This is a genomic window from Sphingobium sp. BYY-5 (genome assembly GCF_022758885.1).
Classification (GTDB): Bacteria; Pseudomonadota; Alphaproteobacteria; order Sphingomonadales; family Sphingomonadaceae; genus Sphingobium.
Window position 1 is genome coordinate 3161206 of record NZ_JALEBH010000001.1, and the last position, 14792, is coordinate 3175997.

Here is a 14792-nt window from a genome sequence, read left to right on the forward strand (position 1 = left end):
ATAGATGAAGAAGCGCCGCTGCCCTTCCGGTTTCGACCGGCGTGCAGCGGCGCTTTGCTTTTGGCCCCGCCCGAACGACTGCTTCACGGCAGGTTCAGGGCGGGCATGGCATCGGCCCCGTCCGATGGCCCGGCAGATGACCAGAATAGTCCAGTTCTTCGCCCTGGTGCTGGCGTCGTTCGCGCTGATGACCCGCCCGGCGCTCGCCCAGCAGATATTGCGTGACGCGGAAACCGAAGCCTTCATGGCCGACATGTCCGGCCCGCTCGTCAAGGCGGCGGGGATGGAACCGAAGAATGTCCAGGTGATGGTCATCAACGATCCGGAGATCAACGCCTTCGTCGCGGGCGGCCAATATGTCTGGGTCCATAGCGGCCTGATCGCGCAGGCCGACAATGTGAACCAGATTCAGGGCGTGGTCGCGCACGAACTGGGCCATATCGAGGGTGGCCATGTCATCCGTTCGGGCGAGGGGGTCAAGGAAGCCACCAGCGTCACGCTGCTCAGCCTGGTGCTGGGCGCCGCCGCCATCGCGGCGGGCGGCGCGGAAGCGGGTTTGGGCATCATGGGCCTGGGCCAGCAGGCGGCGATGACTCGATATCTCGCCTTTTCCCGCGCGCAAGAAAGTTCGGCCGACCTTGCGGGCGCGCGCTATCTGCACACTGCCGGCATCAGCGGGCGGGGCAGCCTGGAATTTTTCAAGAAGCTGCAGAACCAGGAATATCGCCTCGCCATCCCGCAGGGCAACAGCTACGGCCGCACCCATCCGCTGTCGGGCGAGCGCATCAATGTGCTGCGTGAAGTCTATGAGGTCGATCCGGCATGGAACAAGCCGCTGGACCCGAAGCTGGAGGCGCGGTTCGAGCGGATCAAGGCGAAGCTGATCGGCTTCGTTTCGGAACCCGCCCAGACGCTCGCCAAATATCCTGAAAGCGATCAGTCGATCCCGGCCCATTATGCCCGCGCCTATGCCTGGCATAAGAGCGCCTATCCCGACAAGGCGCTGGCGGAGGCGAACGCCTTGCTCGCCGCCGCGCCGCACGATCCCTATTTCCTGGAACTCAAGGGGCAGATATTGCTGGAAAGCGGCAAGCCGGCCGACGCCATCGCGCCGCTGCGTGAGGCGGTGAAACTGACCAACCAGCCGCTGATCTCCGTGCTCCTGTCCCACGCCCTGATTGCGACCGAGGATGAAGCCAATTTCGCGGAAGCCGAACAGGTGCTGCGCGTCGCGGTCAACCGCGACCGGGAAAATCCCTTCGCCTGGTATCAGTTGGGCGTCGTCTATGAGCGGCGCGGCGACATTCCCCGCGCGGCGCTGGCCACGGCGGAGCGCTACGAGATGATGGGTCAGCATCCCATGGCGCTGCGCAGCGCGGACGCGGCGATGCAGGGGTTGAAGCCCGGCACGGTTGACTATCTGCGGGCACAGGATATCGCCATGGTCTCGCGCGCGGCGATCGAGCAGCAGCGGAAGAAAAGATAGCAATGACAGATCAGACCCGGCCGGACTTTCGCGCCGCTTTATCCAACAGGACCATGCAGATGACCCTAGGGGCCTTCGCCTTCATCGCGGCTGCCGCCGGCACCGCACTTGCCGTGCAGGCCGCGCCCGCCAGCGTCAACGCCACCGACAAGGCAGCGATCGAGAAGATCGTCCACGACTATATTCTCGACCATCCCGAAATCATTCCGCAGGCGATCGAAAAGCTGCAGGCCAAGCGGGTGTCGAGTACGATCGAGGCCAGCCGCAGCGCGCTCGAAACGCCCTATGCCGGCGCCTGGGAAGGGGCGGCCAATGCGGATGTCACCGTGGTGGAGTTCTTCGACTATGCCTGCGGCTATTGCCGCGCCTCGCTGCCCGATCTGGCAAAGCTGGTCGGCTCCGACGCCAAGGTGAAGGTCGTCTATCGCGAATTGCCGATCCTGTCGGAAGCTAGCGGCGACGCGGCCAAGGTGTCGCTGCTCGCGGCCGAGCGCGGTCAATATATGGCCTATCACAAGGCGCTCTATGGCGCTGGCAAGGTGACGCGCGACACCATCATCGCCGCCGCGGCCAAGGCGGGCATCACCAAGTCCGAGGCCGAATCGGCGATCGCATCGAGCAAATATGACGCCGAGATCCAGTCCAACATCGCGCTCGCGCAGAAATTGCAGGCGACCGGCACCCCGACCTTCGTGATCGGCGGCCAGGTGTTGAGCGGGGCTGTGGGCTATGACACGCTGAAGGAAGGCGTCGCGGCGGCGCGGGGGAAGTAGGCACGGTAAATCCAACAGCCGTTCGTTTTTCGACTTCGCTCGAAACGAACGGACTCTTCCAGCCTCGCCCATTGACTTGCCCCCCCCTTTTCCCTATCGGACGCCCCCTGACTTGCGGTCGCTGCACAAGCGGCCCTTTTTTGTCACGCCCGATTCTCTATTTGTTTTGAGGAATGAACGATGAAGCGCACTTTTCAGCCGAGCAATCTGGTTCGGAAGCGCCGTCACGGTTATCGCGCCCGCATGGCGACCCCCGGCGGCCGCAACATCATCCGCGCGCGCCGTTCGCGCGGCCGCAAGAGCCTGAGCGCCTGACCCACTTGCCGCAGGAAGCTGACGCGCCGGCCATGATGGTCCGGCGCGCGGATTTTCTGGCGGCGAATCGTGGACGCCGCGCCCCCATGCCGGGCTTTGTCCTGCTGGTGCGTGAGCGCGGCGACGGCGATCCGGCGATGCGATATGGCATCACGGTCACGAAGAAAGTCGGCGGCGCCGTCATCCGCAATCGGATGAAGCGCCGTTTTCGCGTTCTGGCGCGCGAACTGCTGCCGGCCCATGGTGTGGCCGGGGCGGACCATGTGCTGATCGGCCGTGACGGTGGGATTGAGCGTGACTTTTCGCTGCTCCATGCCGAACTGACCAAGGCGCTGGGCAAGATCATGACCCGCCCCTTATCCTCCCCGGCACGGGGAGGGTCGGATCGAGTCACGCGCCTCGATCCGACGCGCCCGAAGGGCGTGGTGGAGGGGGTTTCCCCTTCACGTCGCGCTGTGGGGCCAACCCCCTCCGGCGTCCCTTCGGGTCGCCACCTCCCCGCGAGCGGGGAGGAGTGATGATCGCGCGCCTGCTCATCGTGATAGCGCGCTTCTGGCAACTCGGCCCCTCGCGCATTTTGCCCCCCACTTGCCGCTACGCGCCCTCCTGTTCCGAATACACGATTCAGGCGGTGCGCAAATATGGCGCGATCAAGGGTAGCTGGCTGGGGTTCAAGCGGCTAATGCGATGCCACCCATGGGGCGGATCGGGCTACGATCCCGTTCCCTGACGACATATAGACATAAGACGGCGGAGCCGAAAAGCGTGGACGACAAGAAGAATATCATTCTGGCGGTGCTGCTGACAGCAGCGATCCTGTTCGGCTGGCCCTATGTCTCGCATTATTTCTTCCCGACGGCCAATCCGCCGGCGACGAAGATCGAGGGCGGCAAGACCACGCCGGTCGCTGCGCCCGGCACCGACACGGCGGACGGCCCAGGGGTGATTCGCGATCGCGCGGCCGTGCTCAAGGAAAGCCCGCGCGTGGCGATCCGCACGCCCAAGCTGATCGGATCGATCAACCTCAAGGGCGCGCGCATCGATGACATCGTGCTGCCGACCTACAAGGAAACCATCGCCAAGGATTCGCCCGACGTCCGCCTCTACAGCCCCAGCGGCACGCAGGATGCCTATTTCGCCGGCTTCGGCTGGCAGGGCGAAGGCCTCAAGGCGCCGAACAAGGACACGCTCTGGACCGCGCAGGGCAGCGCGCTGACCCCGACCAGCCCGGTCACGCTGACCTGGAACAACGGCGTCGGCCAGATTTTCGAAATCCGCCTGTCGGTCGACGAAAATTACATGATCTCGGCCGCGCAGAAGGTGTCGAACACCGCCGCCGGCGCAGTGGGCGTGAAGCCCTATGCCTATATCAGCCGTACCGGCATCCCCAAGGACCCCGATACCTGGACCATCCATATCGGCCCGATGGGCGTGTTCAACGGCGCCGCCAATTATGACGTGAACTACAAGGATCTGGACAAGGGGCCGTCGACCCAGAGCTTCCAGTCCAAGGGCGGCTGGATTGGCTTTACCGACAAATATTGGCTTTCGGCACTGGTTCCCGGCACCGACGCCGATTTCGCCGGACAGTTCCGTAAAGGGGCAGGCACGCAGTATCAGGCTGACGTCGCGCTCGATTCGACCACGCTGGCCCCCGGCAAGGCGGCGACGCAGACGCTGCGCCTGTTCGTTGGTGCAAAGGAAGTGAAGACGCTCCAGGCCTATGAGCGGGACGGCGTCAAACTGTTCGACCGCGCGATCGATTGGGGCTGGTTCTACTGGTTCGAACAGCCGATCTTCGCGCTGCTCCACTGGCTGTTCACCGTCATCGGCAATTTCGGCGTGGCCATCATCTGCCTGACGCTCTGCGTCCGCGCCCTGATGTTCCCCGTCGCCCAGCGACAGTTCGCCAGCATGGCGGCGATGCGCGCGGTGCAGCCGAAGATGAAGGCGCTCCAGGAAAAATATAAGGACGACAAGCCCAAGCTCCAGCAGGAGATGATGGCGCTGTACAAGAAGGAGAAGGTCAATCCGCTCGCCGGCTGTCTGCCCATCTTCATCCAGATTCCGATCTTCTTCGCCCTCTACAAGGTGCTGATGCTGACGATCGAAATGCGTCACCAGCCTTTCGTCCTGTGGATCAAGGATCTGTCCGCGCCCGATCCGCTGCACATCCTGAACCTGTTCGGCCTGCTGCCCTTTACCCCGCCGTCCTTCCTGGCGATCGGCGTGCTGGCGCTGCTGCTGGGCATTTCGATGTGGTTGCAGTTCAAGCTGAACCCGGCGCAGATGGACCCGATGCAGCAGCAGGTCTTCGCGATCATGCCCTGGATGATGATGTTCATCATGGCGCCCTTCGCCGCGGGCCTGCTGGTCTACTGGATCACCAACAACTGCCTGTCGATGGCGCAGCAATGGTGGCTGTACAAGCGCCACCCCGTGCTGAACACCGCGACGGCCGCGAAGTGACACCCCCAATCCTCCCCTTGCAGGGGAGGTGGCGGGGCGAAGCCCTGACGGAGGGGTGTTACCCTAACGATGGCGGGACACCCCTCTACCACCGCCTTCGACGGCGGTCCCCCTCCCCTTATAGGGGAGGATGAAAGAGAAGACGATGACCGACCAAGAAAAGCCGGAACTGATCGAGGAAGCGCGCAAGCTGTTCGCCGGGCCGATCGCATTCCTCAAGTCCGCGCCGGACCTTAAATTCCTGCCCGACATGGCGGTGAACGAGGTAGCCTTCGCGGGCCGCTCCAATGTCGGCAAGTCGTCGCTCCTCAATGCGCTGACCAACCGCAACGGCCTTGCGCGCACGTCCAACACGCCGGGCCGCACGCAGGAACTGAACTTCTTCGACGTGGGTGATCCGCTACGCTTCCGCCTGGTCGACATGCCCGGCTATGGCTATGCCAAGGCGCCCAAGGATATCGTGCGCAAGTGGAAGTTCCTGGTGAACGACTATCTGCGCGGGCGGGCCGCGCTCAAGCGGGCGCTGGTGCTGATCGACAGCCGCCACGGCATCAAGGATGTCGACACCGACATGCTCGACATGCTGGACGGCGCGGCGGTCAGCTACCGCATCGTCCTCACCAAGACCGACAAGATCAAGGCGAGCGACCTCGCCGCCGTGACGCAGGCGGTTGCGGACGCGATCCGCAAGCGCCCCGCCGCCCATCCCGACATCATCGCCACGTCGAGCGAAAAGGGCATGGGTATCCCCGAACTGCGCGCCGCCGTGCTGGAAAGCGTGATGGGGGGGTAATCACGTGTATCAGATGCATTCTGCTGATCGCACTGCTATTCGGCAGTGTCGGCTTGTCTGATGGGGATTTTCCGATCAGGCGTTGCGGATATAGATACCATTTGCAGGGGTGGAGGCAGCATATCTATAGTTATGCTCCAGCAAGAACTGGTCGATGGGCGCATATACCGGATCTCCATAGATCATTTCCACGCAAATCACGATCGGTTTCCATGTCGTGAGGTCTGCAGTTTCCAGAACGGCGAGATCATGGCCCTCCGCATCGACTGACAGAACGGCATAGTCATTCGGGACATTGTGATGTTCCAAAAGGCTCCTGAGCGGACATGTTTCCACGGAGATTGTCGTGGACCTCAGGTTGAATGGAACACCTTCTGCGGAAAGGGAAGATCCCATCTGCAAAAGGTCGCGATCCAGTTCGTCCGTTACGAAGAAATCGGCTATGCCTACTTCTAGTGAAATGGCTTTCTGTTCGACAATAACAGATGGTTTGTCTGCGTATAGGCTGCGGCAATAGTCGGCCAGCCGGGGGATTGGCTCGATCAAAAGGAGATCCCAATCCCCTCTTCCGAAAAACCAGCTATTGCTCCAACTCCTTCCGTCATTGGCTCCTACATCCACGAAATATGGGGAGTATCGAGCCGTTGTAGTACCCAGGACTGATGCAATCACCAGATCTTCATTAAACTGACTGAATGTTTCGTCGATCAACATGGAAAATATTCTCCGAACCGGGGAAACTGATAAACCATATTGGTTAACTGGATCACCTTCAACCCACAAGGGTAATCGGCAGCGGCAGGCGCGTTGCAGACCGTGTTGTAGGGGGGCATCCCGTTGGATCACAATCTGCTTGACGATAATGGCTTTACCCTGTCGAAGCGTTCTCCTGTTTTTTGGCAAGTTCCGGGTTTGTGGGCTGCTGGGATTGCCTTATGCGCACCCGTTACGATTATATGATTTTTGGAGTACGCATCATGCGCGCCGAAGCGCAGCAATATATCGACCGTATCGACGCCGCGCTGGACTTGTTGCGCCGTTTTCTCGATTGGGACCGCGCGCTGCGCCGGCTGGATGAGCTGAACGCGCGTGTCGAGGACCCGACCCTGTGGGATAATCAGAAGGCGGCGCAGGAGGTGATGCGGGAACGCACCCGGCTCGATTCGGCGATCGGCGCAACCCGCGCGATCGAGACGGAAAAGACCGACACCGCCGAACTCATCGAAATGGCCGATACCGAAGGCGATGAGGATATGGTGGGTGAAGCCATCGCCGCGCTCAAGGCGCTGGCCGACCGTGCGGACGAGGACAAGATCAAGGCGCTGTTGGCAGGCGAAGCGGACGCCAGCGACACCTATCTGGAAATCCACGCCGGCGCGGGCGGCACTGAAAGCCAGGATTGGGCCGAAATGCTCAGCCGCATGTATCGGCGCTGGGCGGAACGGCGCGGCTACAAGGTGGAACTGGTCGACTATCAGGCAGGCGACCAGGCGGGCATCAAGTCCGCGACCTTCCTGTTCAAGGGCGAGAACGCCTATGGATATGCCAAGACCGAAAGCGGCGTCCACCGCCTGGTGCGCATCAGCCCCTATGACAGTTCGGCGCGGCGTCACACCAGCTTCTCGTCGGTCTGGGTCTATCCGGTGATCGACGACGACATCGATATCGAGGTCAAGGAAAGCGACCTCAAGATCGACACTTATCGCGCATCGGGCGCGGGCGGGCAGCACGTCAACACCACCGACTCCGCCGTCCGCATCACTCACGTTCCGTCGGGTATCATCGTTGCGTCGCAGAATGACCGCTCGCAGCACAAGAACCGTGCGACCGCGATGAACATGCTCAAGGCCCGCCTGTACGAAGCCGAACTGCGGCGGCGTGAGGAAGCCGCGTCGAGCGACTATCAGGCCAAGACCGAGATCGGTTGGGGCCATCAGATCCGGTCCTACGTTCTCCAGCCCTATCAGTTGGTGAAGGATCTGCGCACTGGCGTTACCTCGACCGCGCCGGACGACGTGCTGGATGGCGCGCTCGATCCCTTCATGGCGGCCGCCCTGTCGCAGAAGGTGACGGGTGAGAAGGTCGATGTGGAGGATGTCGACTGATGATGGTCCGGGTGGTTTTGGCGGGTGTGCTTGTCCTGCTGGCCGCCTGCGATCAGTTGACGGGCGGCAAGGAGGCCGAGCGTCCCGCCGCCGCGCGGGATTTTCCGCGCGCCGACCGCCCGGTCGCGCCGATCGTGTCGACCCGCTGGTCGAGCGAGGAGGCGCGCGACCGCGTCAATGAAGCGGAAGACATCATGGACCGCGCCGAGGTGCGATCCGGCATGACGGTGGCGGATCTGGGCGCGGGCGAGGGCTATTATACCGTCCGCCTGGCCGATCGTGTCGGCGCCAACGGCCGGGTGCTTGCCGAGGATATATTGCCTGAGGTGATCGAAGCGCTCTCGCGCCGCATCACGCGGGAAAACTGGGACAATGTCAGCGTGAAGCTGGGCGCGCCCGAAGATCCTAAGCTACCCGGAAACAGTTTCGACCGCATCTTCATGGTCCATATGTATCATGAGATTTCGGAGCCTTATGCCTTTCTCTGGCACCTCAGCCCCGCGCTCAAGAAGGACGGCGAACTGATCGTGGTCGACGCCAACCGGCCCACCGACCAGCATGGTACGCCGCCTCGTTTGCTCACCTGCGAACTCGCCGCGATGGGTTTCCGCATGGAGCAACTGATCCCCAAGCCGACCGCCGGCGGTTATTTCGCACGCTTCCGCCGCATCGCCGCGCGGCCCGATCCGGCCAGCATCGTGCCCTGTACGCTGAACGACGGTAAGGAACGCTGATCCCCGCTCAGCTTTTGCGCCGCCAGCGCCGGAACAGAGACACCCCTACATATCCGCTGCCCAGCACGGCTGCGATCACGCCACCGGCCGAGGCCAGCGCCCAGGCGCCGGCCACGAGCAGTCCCGTCAGGAAATCGACGATGATAAGGGTGAGATGGATCATGTCAGGAACAAGACGGAGCTACTGCCCCAGTTCCTTGGCTTCCTGATATTTCAGTTCCAGAAAACGGTTCTGCGTCGCCAGCTTGTCGATATCGCCGCTCGCCAGGTTCTCGGTCATGCGGGCGATTTCGGCGTCGATGACGGACAGGCCTTCGATCAATTGCTTTTCCGGCACCCGGCCGTTGCGGGTCTCGCGCCGGAGCGGTTCCGGGATGGATTGATAACCCGTCACCAGTTCGGGAAGATGGTCGGAGAGAAGCCGCCGGATTTCCTGCGCCGCTGGCTCCTGCTCTCCCAGCCGTTCCAGTTGTGGCGCCAGTGTTTCGAGCTTCACGCCGATGCTGTCGACCAGGGTGACGGCGGGGGCGGGCAGGGCCTTGCGCTGATTTTCCAGCCAGATTTCGGTCTTGAGCGGCAGGGCGGTCAATTCGGTTGCGGCCAGCGCTTCGGTCTTCACCTGGCTTTCCGTAGGGAGCAGCGCGATCAGCAGCACCGCCGCGATCATCACGCCCAGCGCGATCATCACCCCGGTCACGCCCAGCGGCAGGATGAAGCCTGCCACCGCGCTGCCCAGCAGCACCGCCAGCACGGCCCAGAACGCATATTTGACCTTGCGCAGCAGCCCGGCATTGCGCCGCTGGCGCGCGCGTGTCGACAGGCTGCGCCCGCGATCGCTATGACGGCGGAGGGTAGGTTCTATCCGGTCGCGAATATAACGATCGACATCGCTGGTCATGATCTCAATCCCCAAATCCGTTCGGGCTGAGCGAAGTCGAAGCCTTTGCCTGAGCGGAGGCGAAGGCACCACACTGTGTTCGGCGTAGCCCTTCGACTTCGCTCAGGGCGAACGGATGGTGAAATTCCACTCACCCCTCGATCGCGCTCAGCAGCGGATTGTCCGCGCGGACTTCCTTGGCGGCCTGCGCCTGACCTTCGGCGCGGGCGATATAGCCCTTGGACTTTTCCACCTCGTTCGACAGCGTGTTCACCGTCGTCTTCATATTCTCCAGCGCCTTGAGCTTGAACGTGTCGATATTGTCCATCGTGTCGTAGATATTCTGGAACGCGCGCTGCAACGTCTCGATCGGAATGGTCGAAGAGGCCGCCTGCTCGTGGATCTGTGCGGTCTGGCTCTTGAGCAGTTCGCCGGTGCGGTCGATCATGTTCGCGGTCGTAGTGTTGAGCGCGGTGATCTGTTCCAGCACCAGCCGCTGCCCGACCAGCGCCTGCGCGACCGTCACCGCCGTGCGCAGCGCCGCGACCGTGGTGGTGCTGGCGCGGTCCACGCCCTTCACCAGCTCGACATTATTCTTCTTCACCAGGTCCAGCGCCAGATAGCCCTGCACCGTCACCGCCATCTGCGTCAGCAAATCCTGCGTGCGCTGGCGGATGTAGAAGAGCGCGCTCTCGCGGATCGCCTTGGCCTTGGTCGGATCGGTCGAATCCAGTTCCAGCGCCTTGGCCTCAAGCCGGGCGTCCATGGTCTTGCTGATATGCACCATCTGCTCCAGGCGGCCCATGGTCTGCCACATATTCTGGCGTTCCACGTCGATCGCGGCATTGTCCTTGATAAGGACGTCCTTGCCGCTAGCCAGGCTGCCGAGGATCGAATTGATATGGCTCTGCGCGCTCTTATAGCCGTCGAAATAGTCGCGCATCTTGTTGCCGAAGGGGATGATGCCGAACAGCTTCTTGGGCGCCAGCAGATTGCCGCGCTTGCCGGGGTCCAGATCCTCCACCGTGCGGCGCAGTTCGGCCAGGTCGGCGCCGACCTTGGTGTCGCTGTCCATCGCGCGCACCGGCCGGTCGAGGAAGCGGTTGCTATGGCCCGCGGCCTCCGCAATCTCCTTGCGTCCCATATTGGTGAGTTGGTCGACGCGCTGCCCGAACTCCGGCGAATTGGCGTCCTGCGCGACGAGATCGGCGACGAAGGCGTCAACCTTCTCGTCCAGCTTGGATTTCTTCTCATCCTCGATCGGCACCAGCCCCGCCGCCTTTTCGGGCGCGATCACCGGCACCGGATCGGGCGGCGTCAGGTTCAGGGCGTCTACGGTTGCGGTCGTGGTGGGCGCGGTGCTGGCCATGTCGTCTCCTTGAAGCTGTCATATGTGACTATAACAGTTGCGCTTCAATGCGAAATATGGCCCGGCCCTGCGCCCGATGCAATTCAAACCGGGCCGGCGTGCGCCGTGGGAGCAAATAGCGCGCCATGTCGAACCGGATCGGTGGCGACACCGGCCCTCACCCCCGCCCGGCCACCCATATGATATTGCCGTTGGGTGGCCGGGCGGGGGTGAGGGCCGGTGCGGTCTTAAAAATGCGCTCTTCCGCGCATTTTCAAACAAGCTCTCAGGTCTGCCGCAGTCCCTCGATCACGGCCGCCACATCATCGTCGCTGTTATAGATGTGCGGCGAAAAGCGGATCGCGGCCTGCCCGTCCACCTTCGACGCGGCGGTGGCGATCTTCGCCTGCCACAGCCGGGCGCGCATCGCCGCCACGTCGCGGCCGGGGAAAGCGACGGTGATGACCGGCCCGGTGATCGCCGCGTCGCCGTTGCCGAAGGGCCGCGCGCCTGCCACGGCGGACAGCGCCTGCCGCATCGATGCCGCGCGCTCGCGCGCCGCCTGCTCGATCGCGGCTTCGCCCACGCCGTCCAGCACGTCCAGCGTCGCGGCGACCGCCATCAGCCGGGGGTCGTCGCGCTGGCCCAATATCTCATATTTCTGCGCCGTCGCCAGATTGGCCGGGTCGGTCAGCCAATAGCCATGGCTCATCATGATCGGCTGCAATTCGGCTTGCCGCTCGCGACGGACATAAAGGATGCCGCCCTCCAGCGGTCCCATCAACCATTTATGCGTGCTGCCCGAATAGGAATCGACGCCCATTGCCGCCAGGTCCAGCGCCATCCAGCCAAAGGTCTGGGCGCCATCGGCATGAAGCCAGATATTCTTCGATCGTGCGAGCTGGGCGATTTCCGCCACCGGATAGATGATGCCGGTGATATTGCTCATATGCGACAGGAAGATCGCCCGCGTGCTGGGCGTGACGGCGGCGGCGATCCCGTCGAACAGTTCCTGCGGCGATTGCGCGCCGACCGGCACCGGCACGATATGCAGGTCCAGCCTCTCCCGTTCCGCCCGCAATTGCCAGCTATCCAGCGTCGATGGATGATTATGGTCGGTCAGGATGATCCGGTCGCCCGGTGACAGCGTCAGCCCGCGCACCGCCACCGTATTGGCCTCGCTCGCATTGCGGACCAGCGCGATTTCCTGCGGCGCGACCTTCAACCGCGCGCCGATCCGCGCGCGCAGCGCGTCGGCCGCCTTGGGATATAGGGTGCGCCGCTCGACCGACGGGTCCATCTGGAAGGCGCGCGTCTCCCGTTCATGGATCGCCGCCACGCTGCGGAAGGTCGGGGCGATATTGGCGGCGTTGAAATAGCGGATCGCGGGATCGAGCAGCATCGCCTCGCGCAGCGCCGGCTTACCCGCGGCGCTCAGCAGTTCGGGCGACAGCGCCAACGGCCCCGCCAGGGCAGTGGCGTGGATCAGGGCGCGGCGGCTGATGGGCGGGCTGTCGGTCATGCGCGTCTTCTCCTCTGGCATGGGGTTCGACGGATCGGGCGACCCAACCCGCCATCTGCCCCTGTCTCTGTGCGTCGCCCTTGCCGCAGCGCGGCATTTCCTGTAGGGGCGCGCCCGAAGCCTCTGCGCGGCCCCGTGTCGGCCAGGGGAGCCCATATCCCGAAGGCCCAACATGTCCCTGCGTAATATCGCGATCATCGCGCACGTCGACCATGGCAAGACGACACTTGTCGACCAGCTTTTCCGCCAGTCCGGCACCTTCCGCGACAACCAGCGCGTCGAAGAACGCGCCATGGACTCCAACGACCTGGAAAAGGAGCGTGGCATCACCATCCTGGCGAAGCCGACCTCGGTCGAGTGGACGCCCGAAGGTGGCGAAGCCGTGCGCATCAACATCGTCGACACGCCCGGCCACGCCGACTTCGGTGGTGAAGTCGAACGCATCCTCTCGATGGTCGACGGCGTCGTCCTGCTGGTCGATTCGTCGGAAGGCGCGATGCCGCAGACCAAGTTCGTGACCGGCAAGGCGCTGGCGCTGGGTTTGAAGCCGATCGTCGTCGTCAACAAGGTCGACCGTCCCGACGAACGTATCCAGGAAGTGCTGGACGAAGTGTTCGACCTGTTCGTGTCGCTGGATGCGACCGACGAACAGCTCGACTTCCCCGTCCTCTACGCTTCGGGCCGCAACGGCTACGCCAATGAGGATTCGTCGCTGCGTTCGGGTACGCTGGTCCCGCTGTTCCAGAAGATCGTCGACCATGTGCCGCCGCCGGCGCTGGATGTCGACGCGCCCTTCACCTTCCTGGTGACGCTGCTCGACCGCGACAATTTCCTCGGCCGCGTGCTGACCGGCCGCGTGACCAGCGGTCGCGTGAAGGTGAACCAGGCGATCCACGCGCTCGACATGGACGGCAATGTGATCGAAACCGGCCGTGCGTCGAAGATCATGTCCTTCCGCGGCCTCGATCGCGTCCCTGTCGACGAAGCGCAGGCGGGCGACATCATCTCGCTTGCCGGTCTTGCCGTCGCGACCGTGGCGAACACCATCGCGGACACTTCGGTCAGCGAACCGATCCAGGCCCAGCCGATCGATCCGCCGACGCTGTCGATGCGCTTTGCCGTCAATGATTCGCCGATGGCCGGCCGCGAAGGCAGCAAGGTGACGAGCCGTATGATCCGCGACCGTCTGGAGCGCGAAGCCGAATCGAACGTCGCCATCAAGGTGACGGAGAGCGAAGACAAGGACAGTTTCGAAGTCGCCGGCCGTGGCGAACTCCAGCTTGGCGTCCTGATCGAAACGATGCGCCGCGAAGGCTTCGAACTGGGCATCAGCCGCCCGCGCGTGCTGTTCGGCACCGATGAGGACGGCAACAAGACCGAGCCGTATGAAACCGTCATGATCGACGTGGACGATGAATTTTCCGGCACCGTTGTCGAGAAGATGAACATCCGCAAGGCCGAGATGACCGACATGCGTCCTTCGGGCGGCGGCAAGACCCGCATCACCTTCTCCGCGCCGTCGCGCGGCCTGATCGGCTATCATGGCGAATTCCTGTCCGACACGCGCGGCACCGGCATCATGAACCGCCTGTTCGAGAAATACGGTCCTCACAAGGGCAAGATCGAAGGCCGCAAGAATGGCGTGCTGATCTCCAACGGCGCGGGCGAAGCCAATGCCTATGCGCTGGGTCCGCTCGAAGAACGCGGCGTGCTGATGGTGGGCGTGGGCGAAGCGCTCTACGAAGGCATGATTATCGGCGAAAACGCCAAGACCGAGGATCTTGAAGTCAATCCGATGAAGTCGAAGGCGCTGACCAACTTCCGCGCGTCGGGCAAGGATGATGCCGTCCGCCTGACCCCGCCGTGGAAGATGACACTGGAGCAGGCTATCGCCTATATCGACGATGACGAACTGGTCGAAGTGACGCCCAAGACCATCCGTCTGCGCAAGCGCTATCTCGACCCGAATGAACGGAAGCGCATGAGCCGCGCCAAGGCGGCCTGATCGCTTCGAACGGACTTGAAAAAGGGACCGCTGTCGCAAGATAGCGGCCCCTTTTTCTTGGCGATTATGGTGCAAGGATGCGAATCCAAGGTGAATCTTCATTCTCTCCTGTAAGGGGAGGGGGACCGGCGCAGCCGGTGGAGGGGTGTCACCCTCTCGATAGGGTGACACCCCTCCGTCTGGCCTTCGGCCAGCCACCTCCCCTTACAGGGGAGGATTTTCTCATGGTTCGCTCCTGTCACCCACGTTTAGGAGACGGGTTCGCAAACGTCACAATCATCTTTTCCTTGCCCCGGCGATATAAGTGAGGCCTTCTCGCTTTTGTTGTCGCCGTCGCTACACTTGCCCGCCGGATCAGGATCGCG

16 protein-coding genes are annotated in these 14792 nt (G+C 62.9%); 11 read left to right on the forward strand and 5 right to left on the reverse strand.

Annotation, left to right across the window (positions count from 1 at the left end):
- Positions 1 to 136 precede the first annotated feature (136 nt).
- The 7 genes from MOK15_RS15185 to yihA all read left to right on the forward strand — a co-directional run bounded on the left by MOK15_RS15185 (position 137) and on the right by yihA (position 5836).
- Entirely contained in the window at positions 137 to 1486 is a 1350-nt protein-coding gene (locus tag MOK15_RS15185; protein WP_242932377.1) for a M48 family metalloprotease, read from the forward strand.
- Positions 1487 to 1488: 2 nt separating this feature from the next.
- On the forward strand, positions 1489 to 2259 hold the full coding sequence (locus MOK15_RS15190) for a DsbA family protein (protein ID WP_242932378.1): 771 nt from the start codon (positions 1489 to 1491) through the stop codon (positions 2257 to 2259).
- A 180-nt stretch (positions 2260 to 2439) separates the two neighbouring features.
- Positions 2440 to 2574 carry a 50S ribosomal protein L34 gene (rpmH, locus tag MOK15_RS15195; protein ID WP_031308989.1) on the forward strand — a complete coding sequence of 45 codons (135 nt, stop codon included), beginning with the start codon at positions 2440 to 2442 and terminating at the stop codon, positions 2572 to 2574.
- A gap of 35 nt (positions 2575 to 2609) precedes the next feature.
- Positions 2610 to 3092: a ribonuclease P protein component gene (rnpA, locus tag MOK15_RS15200; RefSeq protein WP_242932780.1), complete on the forward strand. Its 483-nt coding sequence runs from the start codon at positions 2610 to 2612 to the stop codon at positions 3090 to 3092.
- Entirely contained in the window at positions 3092 to 3304 is a 213-nt protein-coding gene (gene yidD, locus MOK15_RS15205) for a membrane protein insertion efficiency factor YidD (RefSeq protein ID WP_242932379.1), read from the forward strand. The genes rnpA and yidD overlap by 1 nt, the downstream gene beginning before the upstream one ends.
- Positions 3305 to 3339: 35 nt before the next feature.
- A complete protein-coding gene (yidC, locus tag MOK15_RS15210; protein WP_242932380.1) occupies positions 3340 to 5043 on the forward strand; it encodes a membrane protein insertase YidC in 1704 nt (567 codons plus the stop codon).
- A 145-nt stretch (positions 5044 to 5188) separates the two neighbouring features.
- Positions 5189 to 5836, forward strand: a complete 648-nt coding sequence (gene yihA / locus MOK15_RS15215; protein WP_242932381.1) for a ribosome biogenesis GTP-binding protein YihA/YsxC — start codon at positions 5189 to 5191, stop codon at positions 5834 to 5836.
- A gap of 75 nt (positions 5837 to 5911) precedes the next feature.
- Here the strand turns inward: yihA and MOK15_RS15220 are convergent, their stop codons facing one another.
- Positions 5912 to 6550: an FkbM family methyltransferase gene (locus MOK15_RS15220; RefSeq protein WP_242932382.1), complete on the reverse strand. Its 639-nt coding sequence runs from the start codon at positions 6548 to 6550 to the stop codon at positions 5912 to 5914.
- Positions 6551 to 6813: 263 nt separating this feature from the next.
- Here MOK15_RS15220 and prfB point away from each other — a divergent pair, with 263 nt between their 5' ends.
- Together prfB and MOK15_RS15230 are read left to right on the forward strand one after the other, a co-directional pair.
- A complete protein-coding gene (gene prfB, locus MOK15_RS15225) occupies positions 6814 to 7941 on the forward strand; it encodes a peptide chain release factor 2 (protein ID WP_242932781.1) in 1128 nt (375 codons plus the stop codon).
- Positions 7942 to 7943: 2 nt separating this feature from the next.
- Entirely contained in the window at positions 7944 to 8675 is a 732-nt protein-coding gene (locus tag MOK15_RS15230; protein ID WP_242932782.1) for a class I SAM-dependent methyltransferase, read from the forward strand.
- Positions 8676 to 8682: 7 nt separating this feature from the next.
- Here MOK15_RS15230 and MOK15_RS15235 read toward each other — a convergent pair whose 3' ends face one another.
- The 4 genes from MOK15_RS15235 to MOK15_RS15250 form a co-directional block, all read right to left on the reverse strand.
- Positions 8683 to 8838 (reverse strand): hypothetical protein, encoded by a 156-nt coding sequence (locus tag MOK15_RS15235; protein WP_242932383.1) that lies wholly within the window; start codon positions 8836 to 8838, stop codon positions 8683 to 8685.
- Between the two features lie 18 nt (positions 8839 to 8856).
- Positions 8857 to 9573 (reverse strand): hypothetical protein, encoded by a 717-nt coding sequence (locus MOK15_RS15240; protein ID WP_242932384.1) that lies wholly within the window; start codon positions 9571 to 9573, stop codon positions 8857 to 8859.
- A 130-nt stretch (positions 9574 to 9703) separates the two neighbouring features.
- Entirely contained in the window at positions 9704 to 10921 is a 1218-nt protein-coding gene (locus tag MOK15_RS15245; RefSeq protein ID WP_242932385.1) for a toxic anion resistance protein, read from the reverse strand.
- A 265-nt stretch (positions 10922 to 11186) separates the two neighbouring features.
- Positions 11187 to 12422: an aminotransferase class V-fold PLP-dependent enzyme gene (locus tag MOK15_RS15250; RefSeq protein ID WP_242932386.1), complete on the reverse strand. Its 1236-nt coding sequence runs from the start codon at positions 12420 to 12422 to the stop codon at positions 11187 to 11189.
- Here MOK15_RS15250 and MOK15_RS21915 point away from each other — a divergent pair.
- On the forward strand, positions 12403 to 12528 hold the full coding sequence (locus MOK15_RS21915) for a hypothetical protein (RefSeq protein WP_278254159.1): 126 nt from the start codon (positions 12403 to 12405) through the stop codon (positions 12526 to 12528). The two genes, MOK15_RS15250 and MOK15_RS21915, sit on opposite strands and share 20 nt — an antisense overlap.
- 66 nt (positions 12529 to 12594) lie before the next feature.
- Positions 12595 to 14427, forward strand: a complete 1833-nt coding sequence (gene typA, locus MOK15_RS15255; RefSeq protein ID WP_242932387.1) for a translational GTPase TypA — start codon at positions 12595 to 12597, stop codon at positions 14425 to 14427.
- The last annotated feature ends 365 nt before the right edge of the window (positions 14428 to 14792 follow it).